General features: G+C 70.4%; 24 protein-coding genes and 2 pseudogenes. 12 read left to right on the top strand and 14 right to left on the bottom strand.

The annotated features are described in order from the left end of the window. Nucleotides 1-25 precede the first annotated feature (25 nt). The gene (gene speE / locus U3649_RS04355) at nucleotides 26-874 is read left to right on the top strand and encodes a polyamine aminopropyltransferase (RefSeq protein ID WP_407353662.1); all 849 of its coding nucleotides are present in this window, start codon (nucleotides 26-28) and stop codon (nucleotides 872-874) included. 193 nt (nucleotides 875-1,067) lie between these two features. On the opposite strand, the gene U3649_RS04350 is transcribed toward speE, so the two are convergent. Continuing rightward, nucleotides 1,068-1,406, bottom strand: a complete 339-nt coding sequence (locus U3649_RS04350; RefSeq protein ID WP_370564587.1) for a P-II family nitrogen regulator — start codon at nucleotides 1,404-1,406, stop codon at nucleotides 1,068-1,070. Between the two features lie 186 nt (nucleotides 1,407-1,592). Here U3649_RS04350 and ubiK point away from each other — a divergent pair, with 186 nt between their 5' ends. The 5 genes from ubiK to U3649_RS04325 all read left to right on the top strand — a co-directional run bounded on the left by ubiK (nucleotide 1,593) and on the right by U3649_RS04325 (nucleotide 8,741). After that, entirely contained in the window at nucleotides 1,593-1,871 is a 279-nt protein-coding gene (gene ubiK / locus U3649_RS04345; RefSeq protein WP_407353661.1) for a ubiquinone biosynthesis accessory factor UbiK, read from the top strand. A gap of 9 nt (nucleotides 1,872-1,880) precedes the next feature. Next, the gene (locus U3649_RS04340; protein ID WP_407353660.1) at nucleotides 1,881-3,395 is read left to right on the top strand and encodes a YifB family Mg chelatase-like AAA ATPase; all 1,515 of its coding nucleotides are present in this window, start codon (nucleotides 1,881-1,883) and stop codon (nucleotides 3,393-3,395) included. A gap of 122 nt (nucleotides 3,396-3,517) precedes the next feature. Next, nucleotides 3,518-5,608, top strand: a complete 2,091-nt coding sequence (locus U3649_RS04335; RefSeq protein ID WP_407353659.1) for a S9 family peptidase — start codon at nucleotides 3,518-3,520, stop codon at nucleotides 5,606-5,608. 408 nt (nucleotides 5,609-6,016) lie between these two features. Then, nucleotides 6,017-8,113, top strand: a complete 2,097-nt coding sequence (locus tag U3649_RS04330) for a S9 family peptidase (protein WP_407353658.1) — start codon at nucleotides 6,017-6,019, stop codon at nucleotides 8,111-8,113. A 223-nt stretch (nucleotides 8,114-8,336) separates the two neighbouring features. Then, entirely contained in the window at nucleotides 8,337-8,741 is a 405-nt protein-coding gene (locus tag U3649_RS04325; RefSeq protein ID WP_407353657.1) for a GFA family protein, read from the top strand. 75 nt (nucleotides 8,742-8,816) lie between these two features. Here the strand turns inward: U3649_RS04325 and aceA are convergent, their stop codons facing one another. Both aceA and aceB read right to left on the bottom strand, forming a co-directional pair. After that, complete coding sequence (gene aceA, locus U3649_RS04320; protein WP_407353656.1) at nucleotides 8,817-10,124, bottom strand: isocitrate lyase; 1,308 nt, start codon at nucleotides 10,122-10,124, stop codon at nucleotides 8,817-8,819. 222 nt (nucleotides 10,125-10,346) lie between these two features. Further along, on the bottom strand, nucleotides 10,347-11,984 hold the full coding sequence (gene aceB / locus U3649_RS04315; RefSeq protein ID WP_407353655.1) for a malate synthase A: 1,638 nt from the start codon (nucleotides 11,982-11,984) through the stop codon (nucleotides 10,347-10,349). Nucleotides 11,985-12,096: 112 nt separating this feature from the next. On the opposite strand from aceB, the gene U3649_RS04310 reads away from it, so the two are divergent. Then, a complete protein-coding gene (locus U3649_RS04310; RefSeq protein WP_407353654.1) occupies nucleotides 12,097-13,065 on the top strand; it encodes a LysR family transcriptional regulator in 969 nt (322 codons plus the stop codon). 498 nt (nucleotides 13,066-13,563) lie between these two features. Beyond that, nucleotides 13,564-13,986 (top strand): glutaredoxin family protein, encoded by a 423-nt coding sequence (locus tag U3649_RS04305; protein ID WP_407353653.1) that lies wholly within the window; start codon nucleotides 13,564-13,566, stop codon nucleotides 13,984-13,986. Between the two features lie 59 nt (nucleotides 13,987-14,045). On the opposite strand, the gene U3649_RS04300 is transcribed toward U3649_RS04305, so the two are convergent. Further along, on the bottom strand, nucleotides 14,046-14,648 hold the full coding sequence (locus tag U3649_RS04300; protein WP_407353652.1) for a 1-acyl-sn-glycerol-3-phosphate acyltransferase: 603 nt from the start codon (nucleotides 14,646-14,648) through the stop codon (nucleotides 14,046-14,048). A 5-nt stretch (nucleotides 14,649-14,653) separates the two neighbouring features. After that, entirely contained in the window at nucleotides 14,654-15,067 is a 414-nt protein-coding gene (arfB, locus tag U3649_RS04295; RefSeq protein WP_407353651.1) for an alternative ribosome rescue aminoacyl-tRNA hydrolase ArfB, read from the bottom strand. A gap of 100 nt (nucleotides 15,068-15,167) precedes the next feature. On the opposite strand from arfB, the gene U3649_RS04290 reads away from it, so the two are divergent. After that, complete coding sequence (locus U3649_RS04290; RefSeq protein WP_407353650.1) at nucleotides 15,168-15,662, top strand: DUF2059 domain-containing protein; 495 nt, start codon at nucleotides 15,168-15,170, stop codon at nucleotides 15,660-15,662. Between the two features lie 40 nt (nucleotides 15,663-15,702). On the opposite strand, the pseudogene U3649_RS04285 reads toward U3649_RS04290, so the two are convergent. The 6 genes and pseudogenes from U3649_RS04285 to oleC all read right to left on the bottom strand — a co-directional run. Next, nucleotides 15,703-16,374 (bottom strand): annotated as a pseudogene (locus U3649_RS04285) (pseudouridine synthase); the annotation flags it as partial. A gap of 369 nt (nucleotides 16,375-16,743) precedes the next feature. Beyond that, on the bottom strand, nucleotides 16,744-18,390 hold the full coding sequence (gene ubiB / locus U3649_RS04280) for a ubiquinone biosynthesis regulatory protein kinase UbiB (protein ID WP_407354539.1): 1,647 nt from the start codon (nucleotides 18,388-18,390) through the stop codon (nucleotides 16,744-16,746). 17 nt (nucleotides 18,391-18,407) lie between these two features. Continuing rightward, nucleotides 18,408-19,082, bottom strand: a complete 675-nt coding sequence (locus tag U3649_RS04275) for an SCP2 domain-containing protein (protein WP_407353649.1) — start codon at nucleotides 19,080-19,082, stop codon at nucleotides 18,408-18,410. A gap of 97 nt (nucleotides 19,083-19,179) precedes the next feature. Next, nucleotides 19,180-19,338 carry a DUF1328 domain-containing protein gene (locus U3649_RS04270; protein ID WP_407354538.1) on the bottom strand — a complete coding sequence of 53 codons (159 nt, stop codon included), beginning with the start codon at nucleotides 19,336-19,338 and terminating at the stop codon, nucleotides 19,180-19,182. Between the two features lie 65 nt (nucleotides 19,339-19,403). Then, on the bottom strand, nucleotides 19,404-20,414 hold the full coding sequence (gene oleD / locus U3649_RS04265; RefSeq protein WP_407353648.1) for a 2-alkyl-3-oxoalkanoate reductase: 1,011 nt from the start codon (nucleotides 20,412-20,414) through the stop codon (nucleotides 19,404-19,406). Further along, a complete protein-coding gene (oleC, locus tag U3649_RS04260) occupies nucleotides 20,411-22,132 on the bottom strand; it encodes an olefin beta-lactone synthetase (protein WP_407353647.1) in 1,722 nt (573 codons plus the stop codon). The genes oleD and oleC overlap by 4 nt, the downstream gene beginning before the upstream one ends. Before the next feature lie 98 nt (nucleotides 22,133-22,230). Here oleC and U3649_RS04255 point away from each other — a divergent pair, with 98 nt between their 5' ends. After that, a complete protein-coding gene (locus U3649_RS04255) occupies nucleotides 22,231-22,701 on the top strand; it encodes a YkgJ family cysteine cluster protein (protein WP_407353646.1) in 471 nt (156 codons plus the stop codon). A 116-nt stretch (nucleotides 22,702-22,817) separates the two neighbouring features. Here U3649_RS04255 and U3649_RS04250 read toward each other — a convergent pair whose 3' ends face one another. Further along, nucleotides 22,818-23,735: an alpha/beta fold hydrolase gene (locus U3649_RS04250; RefSeq protein WP_407353645.1), complete on the bottom strand. Its 918-nt coding sequence runs from the start codon at nucleotides 23,733-23,735 to the stop codon at nucleotides 22,818-22,820. 243 nt (nucleotides 23,736-23,978) lie between these two features. Here U3649_RS04250 and U3649_RS04245 point away from each other — a divergent pair, with 243 nt between their 5' ends. Next, nucleotides 23,979-24,617, top strand: a complete 639-nt coding sequence (locus U3649_RS04245) for a TIGR00645 family protein (RefSeq protein WP_407353644.1) — start codon at nucleotides 23,979-23,981, stop codon at nucleotides 24,615-24,617. Nucleotides 24,618-24,754: 137 nt separating this feature from the next. Here the strand turns inward: U3649_RS04245 and U3649_RS04240 are convergent. After that, nucleotides 24,755-24,943, bottom strand: a pseudogene (locus tag U3649_RS04240) (3-oxoacyl-[acyl-carrier-protein] synthase III C-terminal domain-containing protein); the annotation flags it as partial. Here U3649_RS04240 and U3649_RS04235 point away from each other — a divergent pair. Beyond that, a complete protein-coding gene (locus U3649_RS04235; protein WP_407354684.1) occupies nucleotides 24,912-25,046 on the top strand; it encodes a hypothetical protein in 135 nt (44 codons plus the stop codon). The pseudogene U3649_RS04240 and the gene U3649_RS04235 overlap by 32 nt on opposite strands. Nucleotides 25,047-25,210: 164 nt before the next feature. On the opposite strand, the gene U3649_RS04230 is transcribed toward U3649_RS04235, so the two are convergent. Continuing rightward, nucleotides 25,211-25,462: a hypothetical protein gene (locus U3649_RS04230; RefSeq protein ID WP_407353643.1), complete on the bottom strand. Its 252-nt coding sequence runs from the start codon at nucleotides 25,460-25,462 to the stop codon at nucleotides 25,211-25,213. Nucleotides 25,463-25,655 lie beyond the last annotated feature (193 nt).

Raw genomic sequence — 25,655 nt, 5'->3', positions numbered from 1 at the left:
CGCATTCCCACAGGATGCCGCCGCCATGACCGCCCCCACCTGGATCCACGAGCAGTTCGAGCCGACCGGATCGGCGATCGGCTTCCGCGTCACCCGCAAGCTCGACGAGGTGCAGTCGCCGTTCCAGAAGATCGAGATCTTCGAGACCACCGATTGGGGCAACCTGATGCTGATCGACGGCGCGGTGATGCTGACCACGCGCGACAACTTCCTCTACCACGAGATGATGTCGCACCCGGCGCTGTTCACCCACCCGGACCCGCGGCAGGTGGCGATCATCGGCGGCGGCGACTGCGGCACCCTGCGCGAGGTGCTCAAGCACGCGGGCGTGAAGCGCGCGGTGCAGTGCGACATCGACGAGCAGGTCACGCGCATGGCGGAGAAGTGGTTTCCGGAACTGTGCGCATCCAACGGCGATCCGCGCGCCGAGCTGCTGTTCGACGACGGCATCGCCCACATGGCGAACGCCGCGCCCGGCAGCCTGGACATCGTGATCGTCGATTCCACCGATCCGGTCGGCCCGGCCGAGGGCCTGTTCAACCGTACCTTCTACGAGAGCTGCTTCCGCGCGTTGAAGGACGATGGCATCCTGGTGCAGCAGTCGGAGTCGCCGCTGGCGCTGCTCGCGCTCGTCAACGAGATGCGCGGCGAGATGCGCAAGGCCGGCTTCACCGCGTTCCAGACCCTGCCGTTCCCGCAGCCGTGCTATCCCACCGGCTGGTGGAGCTGCACGCTGGCGCGCAAGTCGGGCGGGTTCGGATTCCGCGAAGGCGATGCGCATGACAAAGCCTTCGATACCCGCTACTACAGCGCCGACGTCCACCGCGGCGCGACGACGCTGCCGCCGTTCGTGGCGGAAGCGCTGGACGGCTGACCTCCGCCTGCGGACCGCGCCATGCCACGGCGGGCGCTCGACGCATCGCACCGAGGCGCGCCGCTCGCCCGCCCGGGGTCCCCGCTCGAAGCGCGGTTGCCTGCCGCAGCACCGCCGCACAGGCCGGTTCATGGGACCGACGCCCGCGATCGGCAGCGGGCTTCAGCACGGTCGTGACCCGTGCCCGCCGGCTCTACAGCGCGTCGCCGTCCAGCTCGCCGGTACGGATCCGCACCGCGCGCTCGAGATCGTAGACGAACACCTTGCCGTCGCCGATCTTGCCGGTGTTGGCGGTCTTGAGGATGGCCTCGACCACGACGTCGGCCTGGTCGTCGGTGACCGCGATCTCGAGCTTGAGCTTGGGCAGGAAGTCGACCACGTACTCGGCGCCGCGGTAGAGCTCGGTATGGCCCTTCTGGCGGCCGAAGCCCTTGACCTCGGTGACGGTGATGCCCGCCACGCCGGCCTCTGCCAGCGCCTCGCGCACGTCGTCGAGCTTGAACGGCTTGATGATCGCCATGACCAGCTTCATCACATGGTCTCCATCCGGATTCACGGCAGCATACCGTCACCGCAGCCGCGGGACACGACCGACTACAATGCGCCGCCCTTCCACCCCCGGCTGTCGGATTTTTCCTACACCCGAACGCGCACCGGCCCGACTGCGCGCCCCGGCCGCGGGCGGCATGCTGGGCACGTTGCCGCAGGAGTGAGCTCCATGATCGACCTCAACCACATCGACGAACTGGCACGACGGCTCAGCGGCCTGGTGCCACCCGCCATGCGCGACAGCCGCGAGGAACTGCAGGAGAACTTCAAGGCCGTGCTGCAGTCGGGCCTGACCAAGCTGGACCTGGTCACGCGCGAGGAGTTCGAGGTGCAGCGCGCGGTGCTGCTGCGCACCCGCGAGAAGCTCCAGGCGCTGGAGCAGGCGGTGGAGTGGCTGGAGGCCGAGCTCGCCAGCCCGGAGCGCAGCAGGCAAGCGCCGCAGCACTGAGCCCGTGCCATGGGACTCGCACTCGTGCATGGACGCGCGCGTGCCGGGGTATCGGCGCCGGCGGTGCAGGTCGAGGTGTACCTGGGCGGTGGCCTGCCGTCGATGTCGATCGTCGGCCTGCCCGAGCCCGCGGTGCGCGAAGCCAAGGACCGCGTGCGTGCCGCCATCCAGTGCGCACAGTACGAATTCCCGCAACGCCGCATCACCGTCAATCTCGCCCCGGCCGACCTGCCCAAGCACGGCGGCCGTTTCGACCTGCCGATCGCCCTCGGCATCCTCGCCGCCAGCGGCCAGATCCCGCTGGATGCGCTGCGCGACTGCGAGTTCATCGGCGAGCTGGGCCTGACCGGCGAGCTGCGCGCGGTCGACGGTGCGCTGCCCGCGGCGCTGGCCGCGGCCCGGACCGGGCGCCGGCTGGTGGTGCCGCGGGCCAACGCCGCGGAAGCGGCGCTGGCCTGCGACGTCGACGTCCGCCACGCCCGCACGCTGCTCGAGGTCTGCGCCCTGCTGAACGGGAGCCGCGAATTGCCGCGGGCGATCGCGCCGGCGGCGATCCGCGTACCCGGGGCGGACATGCGCGACGTGCGCGGTCAGGCGCACGCGCGCCGCGCGCTGGAGATCGCCGCCGCCGGCGGCCATCACCTGCTGCTGGTCGGCCCGCCCGGCTGCGGCAAGACGCTGCTGGCCTCGCGCCTGCCGGGCCTGTTGCCGGACGCCTCCGAGGCGGAAGCGCTGGAATTGGCCGCGATCGCCTCGGTCAGCGGTCGCGGCCTGGACCCGGCGCGCTGGCGCGAACGGCCCTTCCGCGCACCGCACCACACCGCCAGCGCCGCCGCACTGGTCGGTGGCGGCGCCGAGCCGCGGCCGGGCGAGATCTCGCTGGCGCACCACGGCGTGCTGTTCCTCGACGAGCTGCCGGAGTGGGACCGGCGCGCCCTCGAGGTGCTGCGCGAGCCGCTCGAATCGGGCGCGGTGACGATCTCGCGCGCCGCACGCCAGAGCGAGTTCCCGGCACGGTTCCAGCTGGTCGCGGCCATGAACCCTTGCCCGTGCGGCTGGGCCGGCGACGTTTCCAGCCGCTGCCGCTGCAGTCCGGATGCGATCCTGCGCTACCGCGCCCGCATTTCCGGACCGCTGCTCGACCGCATCGACCTGCATGTCGACGTGCCCCGGCTGCCGCCGTCGCAGCTGCGCCCGGACGCGCCGGAGGGCGAGCCGAGCGCCGCGATCCTGGCCCGGGTCCAGGCCGCCCGTGCCGTCCAGCGCGACCGGGCCGGCTGCACCAACGCCGGCCTCGACCAGGCGGCCACCCTGGCCACCTGCCGCCTGCGCGAGGCCGACCAGCAACTGCTCGAGCGCGCGATCGAATCGCTGCGGCTGTCGGCGCGCTCGATGCACCGCATCCTGCGCGTCGCACGCACCATCGCCGACCTGGCCGGCAGCGCGGAAATCGCAACGCCGCACCTCACCGAAGCGCTGGGTTATCGGAGCCTGGATCGCGGTCCAACTGCGCTGGCGGCCTGAGCAGGGGTCTGCGGGTCACCCCTGCCATCGGTCATCGTCTCCATTTAACGCCTGCCGAACATCGGCGCAGGATGGCGGCGGTAATGTGACGCCACGAACCACGGCACCCGGGGACCGATCCGATGCGACACCTCCTGCTCGCGGCCTGCGCCGCGACCGTGCTCGCCGCGTGCGGCAGCCGCAACGACAGCGATTCCGAACCCATGAAAGCGCAGCCAAGCACCGCGACCTCGATCGACGACGTCGCCCTGATCCCGCGCGATGCGCTGTTCGGCAACCCCGAGCGCGCCAACGTGCAGATCAGTCCTGACGGCCGGCATCTGAGCTGGATCGCGCCGGTCGACGGCGTGCTCAACGTCTGGGTGGCGCCGGCCGACGATCCCGGCGCCGCACGCGCGGTCACGCAGGACACCGCCCGCGGCATCCGCAACTACTTCTGGTCGCATCGTCCCGACACGCTGCTGTACCTGCGCGACACCGGCGGCGACGAGGACTTCCACCTCTACGCGGTCGACCTGGCCAGCGGCGAGAGCCGCGACCTGACCCCGTTCGAGAAGACCACGGCGCAGGTCGTCGGCGTCAGCCACCTGCACCCCGAATCGATCCTGGTCGGCATGAACGACCGCGATCCGCAGTGGCACGACCTGTACCGGGTCGACCTGGCCAGCGGCGAACGCACCCTGGTCGAGGAGAACACCCAGCAGATCGGCGGCTATCTCGCCGACGCCGACTACACCCTGCGCTATGCGCTGCGCTCGCGCCCGGACGGCGGCCAGGACGTGCTCCGCCGCGACGGCGACGCCTGGGTCGAGCACGACGAGATCCCGTTCGAGGACGTGCTGACCACCTCGCCCGCCGGGCTGACCACGGACGGCAAGACCCTGTACATGACCGATTCGCGCGGGCGCGACACCGCCGCGCTGTACGCCATCGACACCGCCAGCGGCGAGAAGACCCTGGTCCACGAGGACCCCCGCGCCGACGTCGGCGGCGGCCTGTCCGATCCGCGCACCGGCCGGGTGCAGGCGGTCGCGGTGAACTACCTGCGCGAAGAGTGGGCCACGCTGGACGACGCCATCGCCGCCGATCTGGAGACGCTGGAGGCGATCGGCCCCGGCGAGGTGTCGGTCAACACCCGCACCCTCGACGACCGCACCTGGGTCGTCGCCTATTCCGCCGCCGAGTCGCCGCTGGTCTATTACCGCTACGACCGCAGCGCCGAGGGCGAGGCGGGCACGCTCACGCGGCTGTTCTCCGGCCGGCCGGCGCTGGACGACCAGCCGCTGGTGCCGCAATGGCCGGTGGAGATCGCCTCGCGGGACGGCAAGACCCTGGTCAGCTATCTCACCCTGCCGGCCCACGCCGACCCGGACGGCGACGGCAAGCCGGATACGGCCACGCCGATGGTGCTGCTGGTGCATGGCGGCCCCTGGGGACGCGACGGCTACGGCTTCAGCAGCTACAACCAGTGGCTCGCCAATCGGGGGTACTCGGTGCTGCAGGTCAACTTCCGCGGCTCGACCGGGTTCGGCAAGGCCTTCACCAACGCCGGCGACGGCGAATGGGCCGGCAAGATGCACGACGACCTGATCGACGCCGTGCAATGGGCGGTGCAACAGGGCGTCACCGGCGAGGACCAGGTGGCGATCATGGGCGGCAGCTACGGCGGTTACGCGACCCTGGTCGGCCTCACCTTCACCCCGGACACGTTCGCCTGTGGCGTCGACATTGTCGGCCCGGCCAACCTCAACACGCTGCTGGCGACGGTGCCGCCGTACTGGGCCAGCTTCTTCGAGCAGCTCGCCCGGCGCATGGGCGATCCGCGCACCGAGGAAGGCCGGGCCTGGCTGACCGAGCGGTCGCCGCTCACCCACGCCGATCGCATCAGCAAGCCGCTGCTGATCGGCCAGGGCGCCAACGACCCGCGGGTCAAGCAGGCCGAGAGCGACCAGATCGTCGCCGCGATGCAGGAAAAGAACATCCCGGTGACCTACGTGCTGTTCCCCGACGAGGGCCACGGCTTCGCCCGGCCGGAGAACAGCAAGGCCTTCAACGCGGTCGCCGAAGGGTTCTTCTCGACCTGCCTGGGCGGACGGGCGCAACCGATCGGCGAGGACCTGGCGGGGTCCAGCATCACCGTGCCGACCGGCGCCGATGGCGTACCGGGACTGGCCGAAGCGCTGCAGGCGCATACCCAGGACGTGAGGAAGTAACTCTGCAGCCACGCGCGAACGCCAATGGGAGATGCCGGCCACGCCCGGCGCTCCCACCTCGAGCGTAGCCTGCGCCGCTGTTTCCTGTCGTGTCCGGGCCGCGGCGGGTTCTGTCGAGAGTGGATTCGCCTCCCATGGTTCCTGTGGGAGTGGCCGCGGCAAGCCGCGGCCGGGGAGTCGCGATGCTTTGCCGGCGCTGTCGGATGTCGCGACTCCCGTCGCTCCCACAGGGGCCGGATTAAGGGCCGTTGGCGCCGTAGAAGTCGAGGACTTCAGGCTTTTGGGATCCGAGAGTCCCCTGCATCCCTGCCATCAGTCATCCCATCGTTTAACGCCGCGCAAACGTATCGCGCGCATCGCGGCGTTAACTTGACACGATTGCATCGGCAACCATCCGGGAAATCCACCATGTCATGCCGCCTGATCCTTGCCTCGAGCCTGGCGCTCGCGCTCGCCGCCTGCGGCGGTCGCCAGGACGACGCCGCGCAGACCGCCGCGGCCGACGCGCCCGCCGCGCCGGCCACGATCGAGGACGTTCCGCTGATCCCGCGCGACGCGCTGTTCGGCAACCCCGAACGCGCCAACGTGCTGATCAGCCCGGACGGCAGGTATCTGAGCTGGATCGCCCCGCTCGACGGCGTGCTCAACGTCTGGGTGGCGCCGGCCGACGATCCCGGCGCGGCGCGCGCGGTGACCAGGGACGACGCCCGCGGCATCCGCCAGTACTTCTGGTCGCACCGGCCCGACACGCTGCTGTACCTGCGCGACACCGGCGGCGACGAGGACTTCCACCTCTACGCGGTCGACCTGGCCAGCGGCGAGAGCCGCGACCTGACCCCGTTCGAGAAGACCCGTGCCTACGTCAACCAGGTGAGCCATCTGCATCCCGAATCGGTGATGGTGGCGATGAACGATCGCGACCCGCAGTGGCACGACCTCTACCGGGTCGACCTGGCCAGCGGCGAGCGCACCCTGGTCGAGGAGAACACCCAGCAGATCGCCGAGTACCTGGTCGATCCGGACTACCGGGTCAGGCTCGCCACCCGCGCCCGTCCCGACGGCGGCCAGGACGTGCTGCGCCCCGACGGCGACGACGGCTGGGAAGTGACGGAGGAGGTCCCCTTCGACGACTATCTCAGCACCGGCTATGTCGGCTTCACCGCCGACGGCGACACCGCCTACCTGCTGGATTCGCGCGGGCGCAACACCACCGCGCTGGTGGCGGTCGACATGGCCGACGGCGGGAAGACCGTGGTGTTCGAGGACCCGCGCGCCGACGTCGGCGATGCACTGACCGACCCGCGGACCGGCGAGGTGCAGGCCGCGGCCTCCAACTACCTGCGCGAGGAGTGGACCGCGATCGACGAGGCGATCGCCGCGGACCTGGAGAGGATCGAGGCGATCGGACCCGGCGAAGCGTCGGTCAGCGCGCGCACGCTGGACGACCGCACCTGGATCGTCGCCTACTCCGCCGCCGAGAAGCCGGTGGTGTACTACCGCTACGACCGCGACGGCACCGGCGGCGGTGAACTGACCGAGCTGTTCTCCTCGCGCCCGGCGCTGGACGGGCAGCCGCTGGTGCCGCAATGGCCACGGGAGATCCTCTCGCGCGACGGCCTGCCGCTGGTGAGCTATCTCACCCTGCCGGCGCACGCGGATCCGGACGCCGACGGCGACCCGGACGCGACCGCGCCGATGGTCCTGTTCGTGCACGGCGGTCCGTGGGCGCGCGACAGTTACGGCTACCACTCGTATGCGCAGTGGCTGGCCAACCGCGGCTATTCGGTGCTGCAGGTCAACTACCGCGGCTCCACCGGCTTCGGCAAGGACTTCGTCAACAAGTCCAACGGCGAGTGGGCCGGCAAGATGCACGACGATCTGATCGACGCGGTGCAGTGGGCGGTGGCGCAGGGCGTGACCACCGAGGACCAGGTCGCGATCATGGGCGGCAGCTACGGCGGCTACGCCACCCTGGTGGGGATGACGTTCACGCCGGAGGCCTTCAAGTGCGGCGTCGACATCGTCGGCCCGTCCAACCTGATCACCCTGTTCGAGACTTTCCCGGCGTACTGGGCCAGCTTCATGGAGCAGTGGTACAAGCGCGTCGGCGATCCGCGCACCGAGGAAGGCAAACAGCTGCTGGTGGAGCGCTCGCCGATCACCCATGTCGACCGCATCAGCAGGCCGCTGCTGATCGGCCAGGGCGCCAACGACCCGCGCGTGGTGCAGGCCGAGAGCGACCAGATCGTCGAGGCGATGCAGGAAAAGAGCATCCCGGTGACCTACGTGCTGTTCCCCGACGAGGGCCACGGCTTCGCCCGCCCGGAAAACAGCAAGGCCTTCAATGCAGTCGCCGAAGGCTTCCTGTCGACCTGCCTGGGCGGCCGCGCGCAGCCGATCGGCGAGGATTTCGCCGGTTCCAGCATCAGCGTGCCGGTCGGCGCCGACGGCGTGCCGGGCCTGGCCCAAGCACTGGAGACGCACGAGCAGTCCGTCCGCAAATAGGCTTCGTGAGGAGCGACGGCGGTATACCGCCGCGCGAAGTCACGACTGCCGTCGCTCCCACACGATTCTCCTTTCATCGTCTTTGCATCGGCCACGAACCGCCGATCCCGCGCGGAGTCGAGCTGCCCGGCGTACCCGGAACCTGCGCAGCGGGCCGGACTGTTCTGCAGCGCGGGAGCGATGCGCTATCGTGCCGGAACCGCATGCATGCTCCGGAGCGCCCATGACCACTGCACACGCCCAGTGCTTCTGCGGCGACGTCCGGCTCGACGCGGAATTGCCCAGCCAATGGGTGGCCCATTGCCACTGCAGCATGTGCCGGCGCGCGCACGGCGCCGCGTTCGTGACCTGGGTCGGCATGCGCGCCGACCGCTGCCGGATCGAGGATCCGCATGCCCGCCTGCACTGGTACGCCTCCTCGCCCGGAGCGGAGCGCGGCTTCTGCAGCCGCTGCGGGACGATGCTGTTCTTCCGCTCCGAGCGCTGGCCGGGCGAGCTGCACATCGCCCTGGCGCACTTCGCCACCCCGGTCGACCGCGCGCCGCAGGTGCACGCCTACTGGGACGGGCACGTCCCGTGGGCGGCCGTCGACCCGAACGACGGCCTGCCGCGGAAGACGCCCGCCTGAACGCGGAGGCGTCTCCCGCGCCATTCGCCGGACCGACGCGCGCCGTCGCCATGCGCGGCCAACGCCGGGCCGGCGCTATGCCGCCCTGGAGGCGAACTGCTCCTCCTCGGTGGAGCCGGCCAGGGCCGTGGTCGAGGACCGCCCGCGCTGGATGGTCTGGGTGACGGTATCGAAGTAGCCGGTGCCGACCTCGCGCTGGTGCCGGACCGCGGTGAAGCCGCGTTCGGCGGCGGCGAATTCCGCCTCCTGCAGCTCGACGAAGGCGCTCATCTGCCGGCGCGCGTAGCCGTGCGCGAGGTGGAACATCGAGTAGTTGAGCGCGTGGAAGCCAGCCAGGGTGATGAACTGGAACCTGTAGCCGTAGGCGGCGATCTCCCGCTGGAAGGTCGCGATCGTGGCGTCGTCGAGGTTCTGCTTCCAGTTGAAGCTGGGCGAACAGTTGTAGGCCAGCAGCTTGCCCGGATACCGCGCGTGGATCGCCTCGGCGAACTTGCGCGCGAACTCCAGGTCCGGCCTGCCGGTCTCGCACCAGATCAGGTCGGCGTACGGCGCGTAGGCCAGTCCGCGGCTGATCGCCTGGTCCAGGCCCTTGCGGGTCCGGTAGAAGCCTTCCGGGGTGCGCTCGCCGGTGCAGAACGGCCGGTCGTTGTCGTCGATGTCGCTGGTGAGCAGGTCGGCAGCCTCGGCGTCGGTGCGCGCGATCAGCAGCGTCGGCACGCCGGTCACGTCCGCAGCCAGGCGCGCGGCGGCCAGCTTGTCGACTGCCTCGCGCGTGGGCACCAGCACCTTGCCGCCCATGTGGCCGCACTTCTTCGCCGAGGCCAGTTGGTCCTCGAAGTGCACGCCGGCGGCGCCGGCCTCGATCATGCCCTTCATCAGCTCGAAGGCGTTGAGCACGCCGCCGAAGCCCGCCTCCGCATCGGCGACGATCGGCTGCAGGTAGTCGATCCCGTCGTCGGCACCGTCGCCGTTGCGTTCGGCATGCTGCAGCTGGTCGGCGCGCAGCAGCGCGTTGTTGATGCGCCTGACCACCGCCGGCACCGAGTCCGCCGGGTATAGCGACTGGTCCGGATACATCTGTCCGGCCAGGTTGGCGTCGGCGGCCACCTGCCAGCCCGACAGGTAGATCGCCTTCAGGCCGGCCTTGACCTGCTGCATCGCCTGGTTGCCGGTGAGCGCGCCGAGCGCGTTGACGAAATCGTGCGTCTGCAGGTAGCCCCAGAGTTTCTCGGCGCCGATCCTGGCCAGCGAATGCTCGATCGCGACCGTGCCGCGCAGGCGCACGACGTCGGCGGCCGAATACGGGCGGGTGATGCCGGCCCAGCGCGGATTGTCGTTCCAGTCCTGGGTGATCTGCCCGGCGGTGGGATGGGTGTGCTTCATCGGGGCGTGTCTCATCGGAGCATGTTCCATCGGGGTGTCCTCGATCGGATGTCGGAGAAGCATGTGGTCCTGTAGGAGCGGCTTCAGCCGCGACTGCGTGCAAGCTGGCATCCGGTGCCATCGCGGTCGTTCCCTTCGCAGGGCGCGGCAGCGCGTTCTTCATGACCGTCGACGGCGGGTCCGCCTGGCGCGGTCGCGGCTGAAGCCGCTCCTACATGGAAATCAGTCCAGGCGCTCGTAGGCCGGCAGGGTCAGGAAGTCCTCGAGTGCGTCGCGGCGGGTGAGCGCCTCGAGCAGGGCGATCGCCTCCCGGACGCGCGCGGCGCCCGGCAGCGCCTGACCGGCCAGCCGCGACGGCAGGCCCAGCAGCACCGCTTCGAACAGCACCCAGTCGATCGCGGTGCCGTCGTCCAGGCACAGGCCGTGGAACGGGCCGTCGCCACGCTCGCCCTTCGCGCGATCGCCGTGGTGCAGCCACTGCCACAGCTGCGCGCGCGCGATCTCGGCGGTGGCGGCGTCCTCCATCAGCCAGTGGATCGGCACGCAGCCGTTGCCGTCGAGCCAGGCCGCCAGGTAGCGCACGCAGACCTCGACGTTGCCCTCGAAGCCGGCCCGGGTGATCGTGCCCGGCGGCGCCTGGACCAAATCGTCGCGGATCACCAGCACGTCGCTGCGGTCGACGTGCTGCTGGTGCGGCGTCGGCATGCGCTCGTCGAAGACCTGCTTCGCCACCGGGATCAGCGCCGGATGCGCGACCCAGGTGCCGTCGTGGCCTGCGGCCACCTCGCGCAGCTTGTCGGCACGCACCCGCGCCAGCGCGCGGGCATTGGCGTCCTCGCCGCCGGCGATCGGGATCTGCGCGGCCATCCCGCCCATCGCGTGCGCGCCGCGGCGGTGGCAGGTCTGGATCAGCAGTTCCGAGTAGGCCTTGAGGAACGGCTGGGTCATCGTGACCTGGCCGCGCTCGGGCAGCACCCGGTCGCGATGGCGGCGGAAAGTCTTGATGTACGAGAAGATGTAGTCCCAGCGCCCGCAGTTGAGCCCGGCGACCCGGTCCCGCAGCACGTACAGGATCTCGTCCATCTCGAACGCCGCCGGCAGCGTCTCGATCAGCACCGTGACCCGGATCTGCCCGTGCGCCAGCCCGAGCATCGCCTCGACGTGCGACAGCACGTCCTGCCACAGCTGCGCCTCCTCCATCGACTCCAGCTTCGGCAGGTAGAAGTAGGGGCCACGGTCCCTCGCGGCGAGCGCGTCGGCGTTGTGGAACGCGAACAGGCCGGCATCGAACAGCGCGCCGGACAGGCGCTCGCCGTCGACCAGCACGTGCTTCTCGTCCAGGTGCCAGCCGCGCGGGCGCACCAGCAGCACCGCCTGCTCCGGATACGGCCGCAGCGCGTAGCGCTTGCCGGCGTCGCCGGTGAACGACAAGGTGCCGGCGACCGCCTCGCGCAGCGCCCGCTGCCCGGCCAGCAGCGCGTCCCAGGTCGGCGCGGTGGAATCCTCGAAGTCGGCCATGTAGCAGCTGGCCCCGGAGTTCAGCGCGTTGATGACCATCTTCGGATCGACCGGCCCGGTGATCTCCACCCGGCGGTCGCGCAGCGCCGACGGCAGCCCGGCCACCCGCCAGTCGCCCTCGCGGATCGCACGGGTGTCGGCGCGGAAATCGGGCAACGCGCCGGCGTCGAAACGCGCCTGGCGCTCGCGGCGCGCGGCCAGGCAGCGGCGCCGGCGCGGCTCGTAGCAGCGGTGCAGGTCGGCCAGGAAGGCCTGCGCCGACGGATCCAGCAGGTCGGCGGGCGCCTGCGCGGTGAAAACAATCCCGCCAGCGGCGGTCTGTTCCTTGAGTACGGCGGACATGGGGGGTGTCTCCTGCGTTTGCGGCACAGGCCCACCATCCGCCTGGGTACTGTATTTGACAACACAGTTTTTTCAATGCTTAGTATTAATTGCATTTATATCGACGACGGACATGGCCGCAGAACGCGCTGCGCCAACGCATTTCGCCTACAAGGGCGACCGCCTCAAGCCCCTGCGGGCGTTCTGCCAGACGGTCAGGCTGGGTTCGGTCTCACGCGCCGCCGAGGCGCTGTTCGTCAGCCAGCCCGCCATCACCCTGCAGTTGCAGGCGCTGGAGCGCGATCTCGGCGTGCGCCTGCTCGAACGCAGCGGCCGGCGCCTGGTCCCCACCCGCGAGGGCGAGGCGCTGTACGAGCTGACACGGCCACTGGTCGACAGCATCGACAACCTGCCCGCCGCATTCCGGCAGCAGCTGCGCGGCCTGGATGCCGGCGAACTGCACGTCGCCGCCGGCACCTCCACGATCCTGCACCTGCTGCCGCCGATCGTCGGGGCGTTCCGCCAGGCGCAGCCCGGCGTGCACCTGAGCCTGCACAACGTCACCGGCGCCAGTGGCCTGGACCTGCTGCGCTCCGACGCCGCCGACCTGGCGGTCGGCTCGATGCTCGACGTACCCGCCGATCTCGACTACGCGCCGGTCTACCGCTTCGACCCGATGCTGATCACGCCGCCGGAGCACCCGCTGGCGCGCAAGCGGGACCTGGCGCTGGAGGACCTCTCGCCCTACGGGCTGATCCTGCCGCCGCGGCGCCTGACCACCTACCGCCTGGTCGACATGGTGTTCCACCAGCAGCGGGTGCCGTACACGGTGGCGTTCGAGGTCGGCGGCTGGGAGGTGATCAAGCAGTACGTCGCCATGGGCATGGGCATCAGCATCGTCACCGCGATCTGCCTGAGCGACGCCGATCGCGAGCGGCTGGCCGCGCGCTCGCTGGCGGACTGGTTCCCGCAGCGCAGCTACGGCGTGGTCGTGCGCAAGGGCAAGTACCTGTCGCCGCAGGCGCGGGCGTTCGTCGAGCTGATCAAGCCGGACCTGTTCGTGCGCGGAGATTACTACGAGAGCGGGCACTCGGAGCGTTAGGAGCCCATGAAATGCGGAATCGCCTTCGAATTGCTCCGACTGCACTGCTTGGATGAATACGACGCACGTCACGCGTGGCGCGTGACGCTGGCTGAAAACCGGAACATGCTGCTGCGGCGCGGCGTGCAACCTCGTTCATGACCCACTTAGCTTCGAGACGCCTCAACGACGAGGCGCAGATTAGGGAAGCGACCATGTCAAAGAACCGGAATCTCTATTATGCCGCTGCTGCTGCGGCGGTATTTTCCCTCAGCGCGGTTTTCAGCGCGTTTGCAACCCAAGACAGCGCTGCGCGGGTTTGTAATCAGCAGTGCCTGAGGCAATGCCAGGCCAACTGCGCTCCCGACGATTACTTGTGCGACACGCAGTGCTACAGGAACTGCGGCTGCATCATTCCGTAGACGATATCGGTGGGTGGGCCGCACCTGCGGCTGCAGCATCGTGCCTTGATGCGATCCGGTGAAGGGCCGAACCGGCCCTTCACTTCAGGAGACGAAAATGAAGGGGATTCGAGGCAACTCCGGCTGGAAGATCGTCGTGCCCCTGCTTTTGCTCGCGGTTTGCGCCGCGGCCGGGATGGCCGTCGGCCGATACATCGGCGGATCCGGCGAAGCGCCTCCCGTTCCTGCCTATCACGTCGCCAAGACATCGGCGCCGCAGAAATTGGGCGACGTCACGATTTACACGATGTCGACCTGCGCCGCGAGCCAGGAAGCGAAGAATTGGCTTGCCGGCCAGGGCATCGCCTACACCGAGAAGATCGTCGATCGATCGGAACAGGCACTTTCGGAGGTAAAGCGCCTCGGCGCCCAACGCACGCCGCTCCTCCTGATCGGCCGATACCAGATGGAAGGATTCGATTCCGACGCTGCAACGCAGCTGATCACTGGCGCGGGGCCGTCGCTGCCGGATGACGGTTGATCGATTTTCAGCACAGCCTCACGGGAGCCACAGCGGTACAAGCCTGCAATCAGGACGAGCTAGACGGTGCCGCGATTGCGGCCCATCCACGGCCGGTACCACTCGCGCAGGCGGGCGATGTCGGCGTTGGCGTCGTCGCTGGCGTGGAACAGCTCACCGAGGCCGATGACCTTGTCCGGATAGTGGAAGTACGCCGGCAGGATCGGCACGCGCGCGGCGTGGGCGATCTTCCAGAAGCCGGTCTTCCACTTCTGCACCTGCTTGCGCGTGCCCTCCGGCGTCACCGCGAACCACAGCTGGTCGGCGCGCACCATCATCTCCACCACCTGCCCGACCGTCCCGTGCGCCGCGCTGCGGTCGATCGGGATCACGCCGAGCCGCAGCAGCAGCGGCCCCAGCGGCCACCAGAACAGCTGGCGCTTGCCGAGCACGCGGATCTCCAGCCCCATCGCCAGTTTCGCGGCGAAGCCCCACAGACCGTCCCAGTTCGACGAATGCGGCGCGACGATCAGGACCAGCTTGGACCGGTCGGGAATGGTGCCGGTCACGCGCCAGCCGCCGAGACGCAGCACGGTGCGGCCGAGCCAGCGGGTGAAGGCGTTGGCGCGCACCCGCGGCACGCTGGGCGGCACGGCGGGAATCGGCGGCTGCGCATCGTCCAAGCGATTCACTCCAGGTCCGGGGAAGCGCGACCGCGCTTGACGTCGCCGCGCTGGCGCTTGCTGTCCAGGCGCCGCCGCTTGGCGGCGCGGCTCGGGCGGGTGGCGATGCGCGGCGTCGGCGCCTGCAGGCCGGAGGCGACGAACGCCTCCAGGCGCGCGCGCGCGTCCTCGCGGTTGCGCTCCTGGGTGCGGAAGCGCTGGGCGCTGATCACCAGCACGCCGTCGTCGGTCACGCGCCGATCGCGCTTGGCCAGCAACCGCGCGCGCACCGCCTCGGGCAGCGACGGCGAGCGGGCGATGTCGAAACGCAGCTCGACCGCGGTCGCGACCTTGTTGACGTTCTGTCCGCCCGGGCCGCCGGCGCGCACGAAACGCTCGACGAGCTCCTGTTCGGGGATGTGCGGCATCGGCTGCGACATGCGACCTCCGGGCGCGATTGTAGTCACGGACCGTGATGCCGTGTTGACGCGCTGCGGTGCAGACACCACCATCCGGGCTCGACCCGAGGGAGACGCCCCGATGAAGCCGATGTTCCGCCCGCTGGCGCTGCTGGTCCTGCTGCTGGCAGCCCCGCAGGCATTCGCGCAACCGGCCAGCCAGGCCCAGGTAGACCGCCTGCTGGAAGTGATGCGGGCACAGGAGACGGTCGACGCGATGCTGCCGCAGGTACGCGCCTCGCAGCAGCAGATGATCGCCCAGCTCACTGCCGGACAGGACCTGAGCGAGGCCGACCGCGCCGAACTCGATGCCGTCATCGCCAGGTCCAACGAACGGATCGCGGAAACGCTGTCCTGGGAAACGCTCGAGCCGCTGTACCGCGACATCTACGCCAAGACCTTCACCGGCGAGGACATGGACGCGATGATCGACTTCTACGGCAGCCCGGCCGGTCAGAAGCTGCTCGACAAGATGCCGCAGCTGATGCAGAACACCATGGCCGCGGTGCAGCAGTTGTTGATCCCGATGCTGCAGCAGCTCGAGCAGGACATCCGCGAGCAGACCGCGGCGCAATAGCGGTCAGCGCCGTAGAGCGGAGCTCGCTCCGCTCTACGGGCTACGGCTCGGCGGTGTCGAACAGCGCCAGCGCCTTCGCGAACGCCGCGTCCGGCGGCGCCTCGACCGCGATGCGGCGGCCGTCGGCCGGATGCAGAAACGCCAGGCGCTGCGCGTGCAGCAGCATGCGGTGCACGCCCAGCATGCGGAACTGACGGTTGTGGCGGCCATCGCCATGGCTGGTGTCGCCGATCAGGTGATGCGAGGCGTGCTTGAGGTGGCGGCGGATCTGGCGGAAGCGCCCGGTTTCCGGAACCGCACGCAGCAACGCATAGCGAGACGTCGGGAATCCGGCCGAGGGCAGTTCGAGCTCGGCGGTGGCCAGACGCACGAAGCGGGTGAGCGCCGGCTTCTTCTGTCGCTTGCCCGGCCCGCCGTCGAGCGGGTGATCGACCACGAACGCCGGCTCCGGCCAGCCCCTGCAGACCGCCAGATAGTGCTTCTCGACGGTGCGCGCCATCAGCTGTTCGCCGAGCGCGGCGGCGGTGGCACGGTCGAAGGCCAGCAGCACGCAGCCGCTGGTGGCCCGGTCGAGCCGATGGGCCAGGAACAGCGGACGGCCGAACTGCGCGCGCAGACGGTCGGCCAGGAAGTCGGCCTCGCCGCCCGACAGGCGGCTCTCGTGCGTCATCAGGCCGGCCGGCTTGTCGACCACGGCCAGCACCTCGTCGGCGTGCAGCACCCGGATCACGGCGGCGGCGCGCCCAGGCGGCGCGCGCGGACCGCGAACGACAGCAACGCCCGTGGCGCCGTCGTTGCAGGTTTGGCGTTCGTCGGTGGCCGCGTGCGCATGAGTATCGCCGGCGCGGCCGACGCGGACGCCTTTCGATCCGCAGGGCGGAACCGCCCGGCGTCGTCCGCCGCACGATGCTTGCGCGCGCAGTCGACTGCAGTGCGCCGGTTCCGCCCAGGCCGCTGCAGCAGGGGCGCCAGCTCCGATCCGAGCCGCCGTGGGTGTCGCCCCACGCGTTCCTCGTTGCTCTCCACTGGTTCCTCGGCGAGCCAGGGCCGGGCCCCTCCCGCGGACGCAGACGACACCGCCCTACCGCCGCGGCCAGGCCGCCAGCAATGCCCACAGGCCGCCGAGACCGGCCACCCAGGCCGCCGCCGGCACCCCGACGAATGCCGGACCGCCGGCTTCCAGCGCGTACAGCACCGCCGCCGCGATCAGCAGGCCGGTGCCGAGGATCGCCGCCACCGTGCGCCGCTGCAGCGCCCGCATCACCTGGGTCAGCTGCGCCAGGTCGTGCGAACGCAGGCGCAGTTCGTGCTGGCCCGCGACCTGTTGGGTCAGCCAGGTGTGCAGCAGCCGCGGCATGTCCGGCGCATGGGTGATGAACTCCGGCAGCCGCTTGCGGAACTCGCCGGCCAGGCGCTGCGGACTGTAGCGCTCGACCAGGATGCGCTCGAGCACCGGTCGCGCCACCGCCCAGATGTCGAGCTTCGGATCCAGCAGCCGGCCCACGCCCTCGATGCTGAGCAGGGTCTTCTGCAGCAGGATCAGCTGCGGCTGCAGGGTCAACTCGTAGCGCTGCGCGGTGCGGAACAGCTTGCCCAGCACCTCGGCCAGCGAGATCTCCGACAGCGGGCGGGTGAAGTAGGGTTCGCACACCGAACGTGCCGCCGCCTCCAGCTCGTCGATGCGGATGTGTGCCGGCATCCAGCCGGCCTGCACGTGCAGCTCGGCGATGCGGCGGTAGTCGCGGTTGAAGATCGCCATGAAGTTCTCGGCGAGGTAGTACTGGTCCTCGCTGGAGAGCTGGCCCATGATGCCGAAGTCGAGCGCGATGAAGCGCGGGTTGGCCTTGCGCTCCAGGTCGACCCAGATGTTGCCGGCGTGGGCGTCGGCATGGAAGAAGTTGTCGCGGAAGACCTGCGTGTAGAACACGCGCACGCCCTTGGCTGCGAGCGCCTTGCGGTCGATGCCGGCCGCGTCCAGCGCGGCGATGTCGTCGCTGGGGATGCCGCGCACGCGCTCGAGCGTGAGCACGCGGTCGGCGGTGTGCGACCAGATCACCTCCGGCACGTAGAGATCGTCGGAATCGAGCCAGAAGCGCCGCAGGACCGACGCGTTGGCCCCTTCGCGCTGCAGGTCGAGCTCGGCGGCGAGCGTGTTCTCGATCTCGGCGACGATCTCGCGCGGGCGGATCTTGTCGGCATTGGGATGGGTGCGGTCGACCAGCGCGGCGATGCGCTTGAGCAGGGCGATGTCGGCGGCGATCTGCTTCTCGACGCCCGGCCGCAGGACCTTGACCACCACCTCGCGCGCGGGTGCGGCGTCGCTCACGTGCAGGATCGCCGGGTGCACCTGCGCGATCGACGCCGACGCCAGCGGTGCCGTATCGAAATGCGCGAAGGCGTCGGCGACGCCGCGCTCGAGCGCGCGCTCGACGATGGCGCGCGCGGCATCGCCGTCGAACGGCGCCACCCGGTCCTGCAGCAGCGACAGCTCCTCGGAGACGTCCGGCGGCACCAGGTCGCGGCGAGTGGACAGGATCTGGCCGAACTTGACGAAGATCGGGCCGAGCTCCTGCAGCGCCATGCGCAGGCGCGCACCGCGCGGCATCGCCTCGATCTCCTTCGAGGCGCGCGGCACGAACGGCCGCATCAGCTTGAGCCAGCGCTCGGCGGGCGTCTCGTCGAGCAGCGCGTCGAGCCGATAGCGCAGCAGCACGCGGCCGATGCGCATGGCCCGCACCAGCGTGCTCACGCGCGCTCCCCCGCGGGGCCGGCCGCGAACGCGTCGCGCAGGCGCTGGACGCGCACCGCGATGCGCTCGACGTCGTCGCGCACCGCGTCGACGTCGTCGAGGAAGGCCTCGAGCTCCTCGCGCCCGACCGCGTCGCGCGATTCCTCGGTCAGGTATTCGGCGGCGCTGCGCGCCAGGCTGCCGCCGGCAGCGCGCGCCTGCTCCAGTGCCGAAGCGAAGGCACGGGCGATCTGCACGCCGAGCACGTCGCCGAACACCGCGGCGAACGGCCGCTCCCAGTCCGGATCGAAACCCCGGGCGAGCCGCTGCAGCTGGCGCGCCAGTTCGGCGTCGCCCTCGATCCGGATCCTGCCGACCGGCGCCGCGGCATCGCGTTCGCCGCCGAGCAGGCCCGGCAGCTGCGCCAGCAGGCCGCCGAGGGTGCTGCGCACGGCCAGGTCGGGTGCGCGCAGCTCGTCCACCGGCCCCACCCGCAGCCGCTCGCCGGCGACCGTCAGCTGCAGCGCCAGCGGCGGACTGTCGAGCCGCAACACGATGCTGCGCCCGTGCAGCCGCGAGAGCGCGGCGCGGGTGTCCGGATCGAGCGCGAGCGCATGCTCGAGCGCGGCCTCCAGCGCACGGCCGGCAGCCGGCTTCAACGCGGCGAACGGGGAAGAGGCGGAGTCGGCCATGCCGCATTGTAGCCGTGGCGCCCGATCGCGAGCGGGCGTGCGGCGGCGAAAAAAGGCCCGCCTGTGCCGGCGGGCCCCGTCGGGTCGACGCGCGGCGTCAGACCCTTCGACCGCGGATCAGCGACACGACCGCCAGGATCAGGAAGATGACGAACAGGATCCAAGCGATGTTGGTCGCGGCGCCGGCGACGCCGCTGAAGCCGAGCACGGCCGCAATGATCGCGATGACGAAGAAGATCACGGCATAACGCAGCATCTCGAACCTCCCAGGGGGGAACCGGCCGGAAGTGGCGTAGCGCGATCTTCGGCCGCGCGCGGTCTTCATCCGGTGACGGTCGTGTCGGCTCGCCATGAAGCCTTCAGCCGCGTGAGTCCGTCGTGAATCGTGACGCGCGGAACGTAGCCGAAGTCGCGCCTGGCCGGCGCCATGTCGTACCAGTGGGTGGTGGCGAGCTGCTCGGCCAGGAAGCGCGTCATCGGCGGCTCGCCGGACAGGCGCAGCAATGGCCACAGGCCCTCGCACACGGCGCCCGCCGCATAGGCGACGCGGAACGGGATGGTCCTGTCCACCTCGGGTGCGCCCGCCGCCCGCAGCAGCGCGTTGACGATCTCGCGCACCGGCTTGGGCTCGCCGTTGCTGATGAAGTAGGCACGCCCGGCGCAGGCGGCGCCGGGCGCGAGGTGCTCGAAGGCGTCGAAATGCGCCTGCGCGGCGTTGTCGATGTACGTGGTGTCGATGCGGTTGCCGCCGTCGCCGACGAAACGCAGGCGTCCGGCCCGGGCGCGCTCGACCAGGCGCGGCAGCAACTGGTTGTCGCCGGGCCCCCAGATCAGCCGCGGCCGCAGCGCGACGGTGGCCAGGGTGGCGTCGTTGGCCTCCAGCACCGCGCGCTCGGCGATCGCCTTGGTGGCGGCGTAGGGCGCCTTGAAGTCCTCGCCGTAGGGCACGTCGTCGGCGGTGCCGCCCTCGACCGGATGCGTGGCGCGGTGGGTGACGCTGGGCGTGGAGGTATGGACCAGGCGGCCGATGCCGTGTGCGCGGCAGGCGTCGATCACGTTGCGGGTGCCGACCACGTTCGGCAGCCGGTAGCTCTCGTAGCTGCCCCAGGCCCCTGCCTTGGCGGCGTTGTGGAAGATCGCGTCGACGCCGCGCGCGGCGGCCAGCACCGCGTCGCGATCGGCCAGGTCGCCGCGGCACTGCCGCACGCCCAGTGCTTCGAGCTCCGGGTACAGGCCGCGGTTGAAGCTGACCACCTCGTGCCCGCGCTCGCGCAGCCCGCGGCACAGCGCCTGGCCGAGGAAACCGCCGCCGCCGGTGACCAGGATTTTCATCGCGGGCGCCCGGACGCGGGGCGCGCAGGCACGTTGCGCAGGCGCGCCGCCGCCCAGGCCGCGAGCTTCTCACGGCCGATCTTGGCGTTGTGGCGGATGTCGACCGGGAACCCGGGATGGAACAAAAATACTTCCACCTGCGCCGCGTGCGCATGCCCTTCGCCGATGCGACGCAGCGCGTCGGTGATGCGCGCGTGGTCGGAGCGCGGCGTGTCCGGCAACGGTTCGACGCACAGCACCGGACGTTGCGCACCGGACGCGCCGATCCCGACCAGCGCCGTGCGGCGGACCGCCGGGTGGACGTTGAAGACCGGCTCGACCTGTTCGGTGTACAGCGTGCCCTGCGCCGTCACCACGCGCTGCGACTTGCGGCCGCAGAACCACAGCCGGCCCTCGGCGTCGAAGTAGCCCAGGTCGCCCATGCGGTGGACGATGCGCTCGCCGCCGCCGGGCAGCCGCTCGCGGATTTTCGCCAGGCGGGTCTGCGCGTCGCGGTTGAAATAGGCATCGGTGGCGGTCGGCCCGGCCACGGTGATCTCGCCCACCGTGCCGTCGGCGATCGGCAGTTCTTCCGACCAGCGCTCGATGGCGCCGTCGTCGATGCGGATGATCCGCACCTCGTTCGGCGGCACCGGGCGGCCGACGCAGGTCCCGGCGCCTTGTTCGGTGCGCGGGCGCAGGTCGATCAGCTCGCGGCCTTCGATCACCGCCACCGGCAGGCACTCGGTGGCGCCGTACGGCGTCCAGAACCGCGCATCGCCCGGCAGCAGTTCGCACATGGTCGCGACCACCTCGGCCGGCACCGGCGCGCCGGCGGAGGTCACGCGCCGCAGCGTCGGCAGCGGCGCGCCGTGCTCGGCCAGCACCTGCATCAACGCCGGCGAGCCGAACAGCTGGTCGACGCCGAAGCGCTCGATCGCGCGCAGCAGCTTGCGCGGATCGGCCTGCGCCGGCCGGGTCGGGTCCATGTCGGGAATGATCGAGGTGAGCCCCAGCGCGGGGTCGAACAGCGCGAACGGCGGGAACGTCGGCAGGTCGACGCCGCCCGGGGCGATGCCGAAGGCGGTGCGCATCATCGCGATCTGCGCGACCAGGTGCCGGTGCCGGTACACCACGCCCTTGGGCACGCCGGTCGAGCCGCTGGTGAACAGGATCGCCGCGGTCTCGTCGGCATCGGTGGCGGCGAGCTGCGCGCCGGCGCCGGCGCCGGCACCGGCGCCGGCGCGCTCCACCCGGGCGAGCGTGGCGTCGGCGAACCAGGCGCGGCGCCCCGTGCCGATGCGCACCCGCGCCGACCGCGCCCAGCCCAGCAGCCTGCGCGCGAGCATCGCCAGCGGCACGCCGACGAAGGCCTCCGGCTGGGCCTCGTCCAGGCATTGCCTCAGCGCGCGCCGGTCGATGCCGGGGTCGACCAGCACCGGCACCGCGCCGGCCTTGAACAGCGCGAACATCAGCAGGAAGAACTCCGGCGTCGGCCGCACCATCACCACCGTGCGGGTGCCGCGGCCCACGCCGTGCCGCGCCAGCCCCGCGGCGATGGCGTCGCTGCGGGTGTCGAGTTCCCCGTAGGTCAGCGCCGTCCGGTAGAGGCCGTCGCGGCCAGGGCAGCGCATCGCCACCTGGTCCGGGCGCTCGGCCGCCAGCCGCGGCAGGGACGCGGCGATGTTGCAGGGCGCGCCGGGCGCGGCATCGGGGGCTGGAGCGTGGTCGTCGGTCACGCGCACAGCTTACCCGCTCGACCGCCGCGCCCACGCTCTTGCGCCCCGCCGCGGAACCTGCAGAATCGCGCGACTTTCCCCGTCGTCCTGGCCGCGAGATGTCCCACCCCTGCCTGTCCTGCGGCGCCTGCTGCGCGCACTACCGGGTCGGTTTCCACTGGTCCGAGGCGGCGCCCGAACTCGGTGGCACCGTCCCCGTGTCGTTGACCGAAACACTGGATACGCATCGACTGGCGATGCGCGGCACCTGGGCGCGGCAACCGCACTGCGTGGCGCTGGACGCGGAGATCGGCGTGCGTTCGCGCTGCACCATCCATCCGCTGCGGCCGAGCGTCTGTCGCGAGGTGCCGGCGTCATGGGAGCACGGCGAAGCGAGTCCGCAGTGCGACCGCGCCCGGCTGGCACACGGCATGCCGGTGCTCACCGCGGATGACTGGCGACCGTCGGCGCGGGTGCAGGTCGAGGTGGTGACGCGGGCCGGCGCCGCTGAGGGCGCAATCGCGGCTTGCGTACCCGGCACCGACACGCAGCCGCTCACGTCCGGCCATCGCACGCCGAAGCAGGCCTGAGCCGCTGCCGCCATCCCGCGTAAGCAGTCCCCCCTCCCCGACTGTCGGAGGGAGTGAAGGCCGGTGCAGCCTCGGGCCCGGCGCGGCGCGGTCTGCTCGGGAAGCGTCAACAGGCCCTAGGCCGGATTGCGATCCAGGAAACCGCGGATCGCCGGCACCAGCATCTCGCGGCGGTCCTCGAGCACGTAGTGCCCGGCGTCGTCGAACGCGTGCACCTCGGCCTGCGGCAGCGCTTCACGGAAGCCTGCGAGGAAATGCCGGTCGAAGACGAAGTCGCGCAGCCCCCAGCCGATGAAGGCCGGGCGGTCGGCGTAGGCCGGCAGCCGGCGCGCGGACTCGGCCAATAGCGGCCAAGCCGCATCGCCCTCGCCCAGCGGGATGTCCTGCATGAAGCGCAGGGTGGCGATGGCGTTGCGCCAGCCGCGGTAGGGCGCGATGTAGGCGCGCCGCACCGCTGCCGGCAACCTGCGTTCGGTGCCGAACCGCGCCGCGCCGCGCGCGAACAGGTTGAAGGCGCGGATCAGGAAGCCGCCGATCCCGGAGTCGCGGCCCAGCGACAGCTGCCAGGGCATCGGCTTGGCGGCCGGCAGCGGGAACGCGGCGGTGTTGAGGATCACCAGCCGCCGCACGCGCTCGCTGTGCGCCAGCGCCCAGCCGAAGCCGATCATCCCGCCCCAGTCGTGCACCGCCAGGGTCACCGGTCCGTCGACGCCCAGCCGGTCGAGCAGCGTCTCCAGGTCCTCGACGCGCGACTGCAGCGTGTAGCGGTAGCGCGGCCGCGCATCGGCACCGTCGTCCGGCTTGTCCGACAGGCCCATGCCGACATGGTCCGGCACGATGCAGCGATAAGCCTTGCCGAGAGCCGGGTCGCGCAGGCCCAGCACCAGGTGCCGCCAGTAGTAGCTCCACGACGGATTGCCGTGCAGCATCAGCACCACCTCGCCGTCGCGCGGGCCTTCGTCGAGCACGTGCATGGCGATGCCCGGCCGGACCTCGACGCGGCGGCCGGCAAAGGGATAGTCGGGAAGGTTCACGCGCCTGCGGTACCGGGATTCGATCGGCGCCATTGTAATGGCTTCCACGGGCCGGGCGTCGCCGCCACCGCCACAGCCGAGCGCCCGCGCGCGGGCAAGTCGGCAGGGCCGATGCGGCCGGCTCGCGGATGCGGACACCTGCACGCCGCCGTCCGCCCGTAGCCGCCGGTTCGATGCCCGCGCTTGGCAATCGGGGCCGGCGCCGCTACGCTGCGCGACTTTACGCCCGCCGGTGCCGCGCGCATGTCCGTTCCGCCTTCCGCCCGCCTCAATCCCCTGCCGGCGCTGATCTTCAGCTCGCGCTGGCTGCAGCTGCCGCTGTACCTCGGCCTGATCGTCGCCCAGGGCGTGTACGTGTTCCTGTTCGGCAAGGAGCTCTGGCACCTGCTGCACGGCGCCGGCGGCTACGGCGAGCAGGAGATCATGCTGATCGTGCTCGGCCTGATCGACGTGGTGATGATCTCCAACCTGCTGGTGATGGTGATCGTCGGCGGCTACGAGACCTTCGTCTCGCGCCTGCGCCTGGAAGGCCACCCCGACCAGCCGGAATGGCTGAGCCATGTCAACGCCAGCGTGCTGAAGGTGAAACTGGCGATGGCGATCATCGGCATCAGCTCGATCCACCTGCTCAAGACCTTCATCGAGGCCGGCATGGTCGGCGGCCTGCCGCTGTGCGGCACGATCGACGCGTTGGAGGCCGCGCGCGCCTACGCGGAATTCGGCAGCGCCGGCACCAAGACCTGCACCACCTACACCGCCGCCGGCGTGATGTGGCAGGCGACGATCCACACCATCTTCATCCTCTCGGCGATCGGCATCGCCTGGACCGACAAGCTGATGCAGCACACCGCCAGCAAGCGCGAGCACGTGGCGCACGGCTGAGGCGCGGAAGCCGGCAGCAATCCGGCTCGTCGAGCATGTTCAGGCCCGCGGCGCTGGAAAAAAGGCGCCATAGCCCGACAGTTCGGATCGCATCCTGCGCCGGCCGCATGGCGCCTCCAGCGAGGCGCCGGGCGTGACTACCAGACCACCTCGGCCATCGAGCAGTTCAGGCCCGAGCCGATGCCGAGCAGCGCTACGCGGTCGCCCTTCTTCAGGCGGCCCATCTCGCGCAGCTTGCTGAGCACGATCGACACCGAGGCGGGGCCGATGTTGCCGTGCTCACCGAAGATGGCCATGACCTTCTCCGGATCGATGCCGAAGGCCTTGATGGTCGAACTTGTGCGCACTGACGACGAGATGAGGGCTGCGACAAGTTTGCTCTGCGAGGTGTTTCCGGAGGAAGCGGAGTTGCGCGCGCTGGATTTCTGAACTAAGAGAAATTCTGAATGTTTATCGAGGGCAGGGAGGGTATCTTACGATCCGATGCGGACATCATGCTGCGCGCACTGCTTTCCACCCTCAATCGCTACAAGCCACCGATCTGGCTGTGGAAAACGTGGGGATACCTCCTCCAACCTATGTCCGTAAGCGCGTCAGGGTACTTCGCATGACCAGACCGATGACGCAAGCCACCGCGCAGCCCAGGACAGGTGGTAATACACCTCTTCCACCGGCGCCCCGCCTTGCGAAGTGCATTGTGCGGCCGCATCGGCACGCGCATCCTCCAATGCGATGCCCGGATCATGGCTCACGCCGTGGCCGCTGACATGCACCACAGCGGCCATGACCGAGCCGATGGGCAGTAGAAGCGCCAAAGCAATGGCGATGATGGAGTGCTTTTTCATTGTCCCTCTCCCTATAGTAATCCGAACGGACTCATTACGAATCAAGCGCGAAGGCGGCCGTGAAGATCGGGTAAGCGGACCGTAAAAAAGCAATTCCTGGTCGTTTCTAACAACCTCGGGTGTGGCGCGTCGAGTGCGTGTGGTGCACCGGCACCGATCGCTCGTCGGCACGAACGCAAGCACCGCTTCGCTC

Source organism: Luteimonas sp. R10 (genome assembly GCF_045689605.1).
Taxonomy (GTDB): domain Bacteria; phylum Pseudomonadota; class Gammaproteobacteria; order Xanthomonadales; family Xanthomonadaceae; genus Luteimonas.
Note: the sequence above shows the minus strand (reverse complement) of the source record. Positions and strands in the feature narration are given on the sequence as shown.

What these genes read in the sequence shown, in the direction of transcription:
- U3649_RS04330 (WP_407353658.1), top strand. Translation starts at nt 6,017, where the DNA reads ATGTCATGCCGCCTGATCCTTGCCTCGAGCCTGGCGCTCGCGCTCGCC.
- U3649_RS04270 (WP_407354538.1), bottom strand. Translation starts at nt 19,338, where the DNA reads ATGCTGCGTTATGCCGTGATCTTCTTCGTCATCGCGATCATTGCGGCC.
- U3649_RS04310 (WP_407353654.1), top strand. Translation starts at nt 12,097, where the DNA reads ATGGCCGCAGAACGCGCTGCGCCAACGCATTTCGCCTACAAGGGCGAC.
- U3649_RS04255 (WP_407353646.1), top strand. Translation starts at nt 22,231, where the DNA reads ATGTCCCACCCCTGCCTGTCCTGCGGCGCCTGCTGCGCGCACTACCGG.
- U3649_RS04230 (WP_407353643.1), bottom strand. Translation starts at nt 25,462, where the DNA reads ATGAAAAAGCACTCCATCATCGCCATTGCTTTGGCGCTTCTACTGCCC.
- U3649_RS04335 (WP_407353659.1), top strand. Translation starts at nt 3,518, where the DNA reads ATGCGACACCTCCTGCTCGCGGCCTGCGCCGCGACCGTGCTCGCCGCG.
- U3649_RS04290 (WP_407353650.1), top strand. Translation starts at nt 15,168, where the DNA reads ATGAAGCCGATGTTCCGCCCGCTGGCGCTGCTGGTCCTGCTGCTGGCA.
- aceA (WP_407353656.1), bottom strand. Translation starts at nt 10,124, where the DNA reads ATGAAGCACACCCATCCCACCGCCGGGCAGATCACCCAGGACTGGAAC.
- ubiB (WP_407354539.1), bottom strand. Translation starts at nt 18,390, where the DNA reads ATGCGCATCGGCCGCGTGCTGCTGCGCTATCGGCTCGACGCGCTGCTC.
- U3649_RS04340 (WP_407353660.1), top strand. Translation starts at nt 1,881, where the DNA reads ATGGGACTCGCACTCGTGCATGGACGCGCGCGTGCCGGGGTATCGGCG.
- U3649_RS04305 (WP_407353653.1), top strand. Translation starts at nt 13,564, where the DNA reads ATGAAGGGGATTCGAGGCAACTCCGGCTGGAAGATCGTCGTGCCCCTG.
- oleD (WP_407353648.1), bottom strand. Translation starts at nt 20,414, where the DNA reads ATGAAAATCCTGGTCACCGGCGGCGGCGGTTTCCTCGGCCAGGCGCTG.
- U3649_RS04235 (WP_407354684.1), top strand. Translation starts at nt 24,912, where the DNA reads ATGACCTTCTCCGGATCGATGCCGAAGGCCTTGATGGTCGAACTTGTG.
- ubiK (WP_407353661.1), top strand. Translation starts at nt 1,593, where the DNA reads ATGATCGACCTCAACCACATCGACGAACTGGCACGACGGCTCAGCGGC.
- arfB (WP_407353651.1), bottom strand. Translation starts at nt 15,067, where the DNA reads ATGTCGCAGCCGATGCCGCACATCCCCGAACAGGAGCTCGTCGAGCGT.
- U3649_RS04325 (WP_407353657.1), top strand. Translation starts at nt 8,337, where the DNA reads ATGACCACTGCACACGCCCAGTGCTTCTGCGGCGACGTCCGGCTCGAC.
- aceB (WP_407353655.1), bottom strand. Translation starts at nt 11,984, where the DNA reads ATGTCCGCCGTACTCAAGGAACAGACCGCCGCTGGCGGGATTGTTTTC.
- U3649_RS04245 (WP_407353644.1), top strand. Translation starts at nt 23,979, where the DNA reads ATGTCCGTTCCGCCTTCCGCCCGCCTCAATCCCCTGCCGGCGCTGATC.
- speE (WP_407353662.1), top strand. Translation starts at nt 26, where the DNA reads ATGACCGCCCCCACCTGGATCCACGAGCAGTTCGAGCCGACCGGATCG.
- U3649_RS04275 (WP_407353649.1), bottom strand. Translation starts at nt 19,082, where the DNA reads ATGGCCGACTCCGCCTCTTCCCCGTTCGCCGCGTTGAAGCCGGCTGCC.
- U3649_RS04350 (WP_370564587.1), bottom strand. Translation starts at nt 1,406, where the DNA reads ATGAAGCTGGTCATGGCGATCATCAAGCCGTTCAAGCTCGACGACGTG.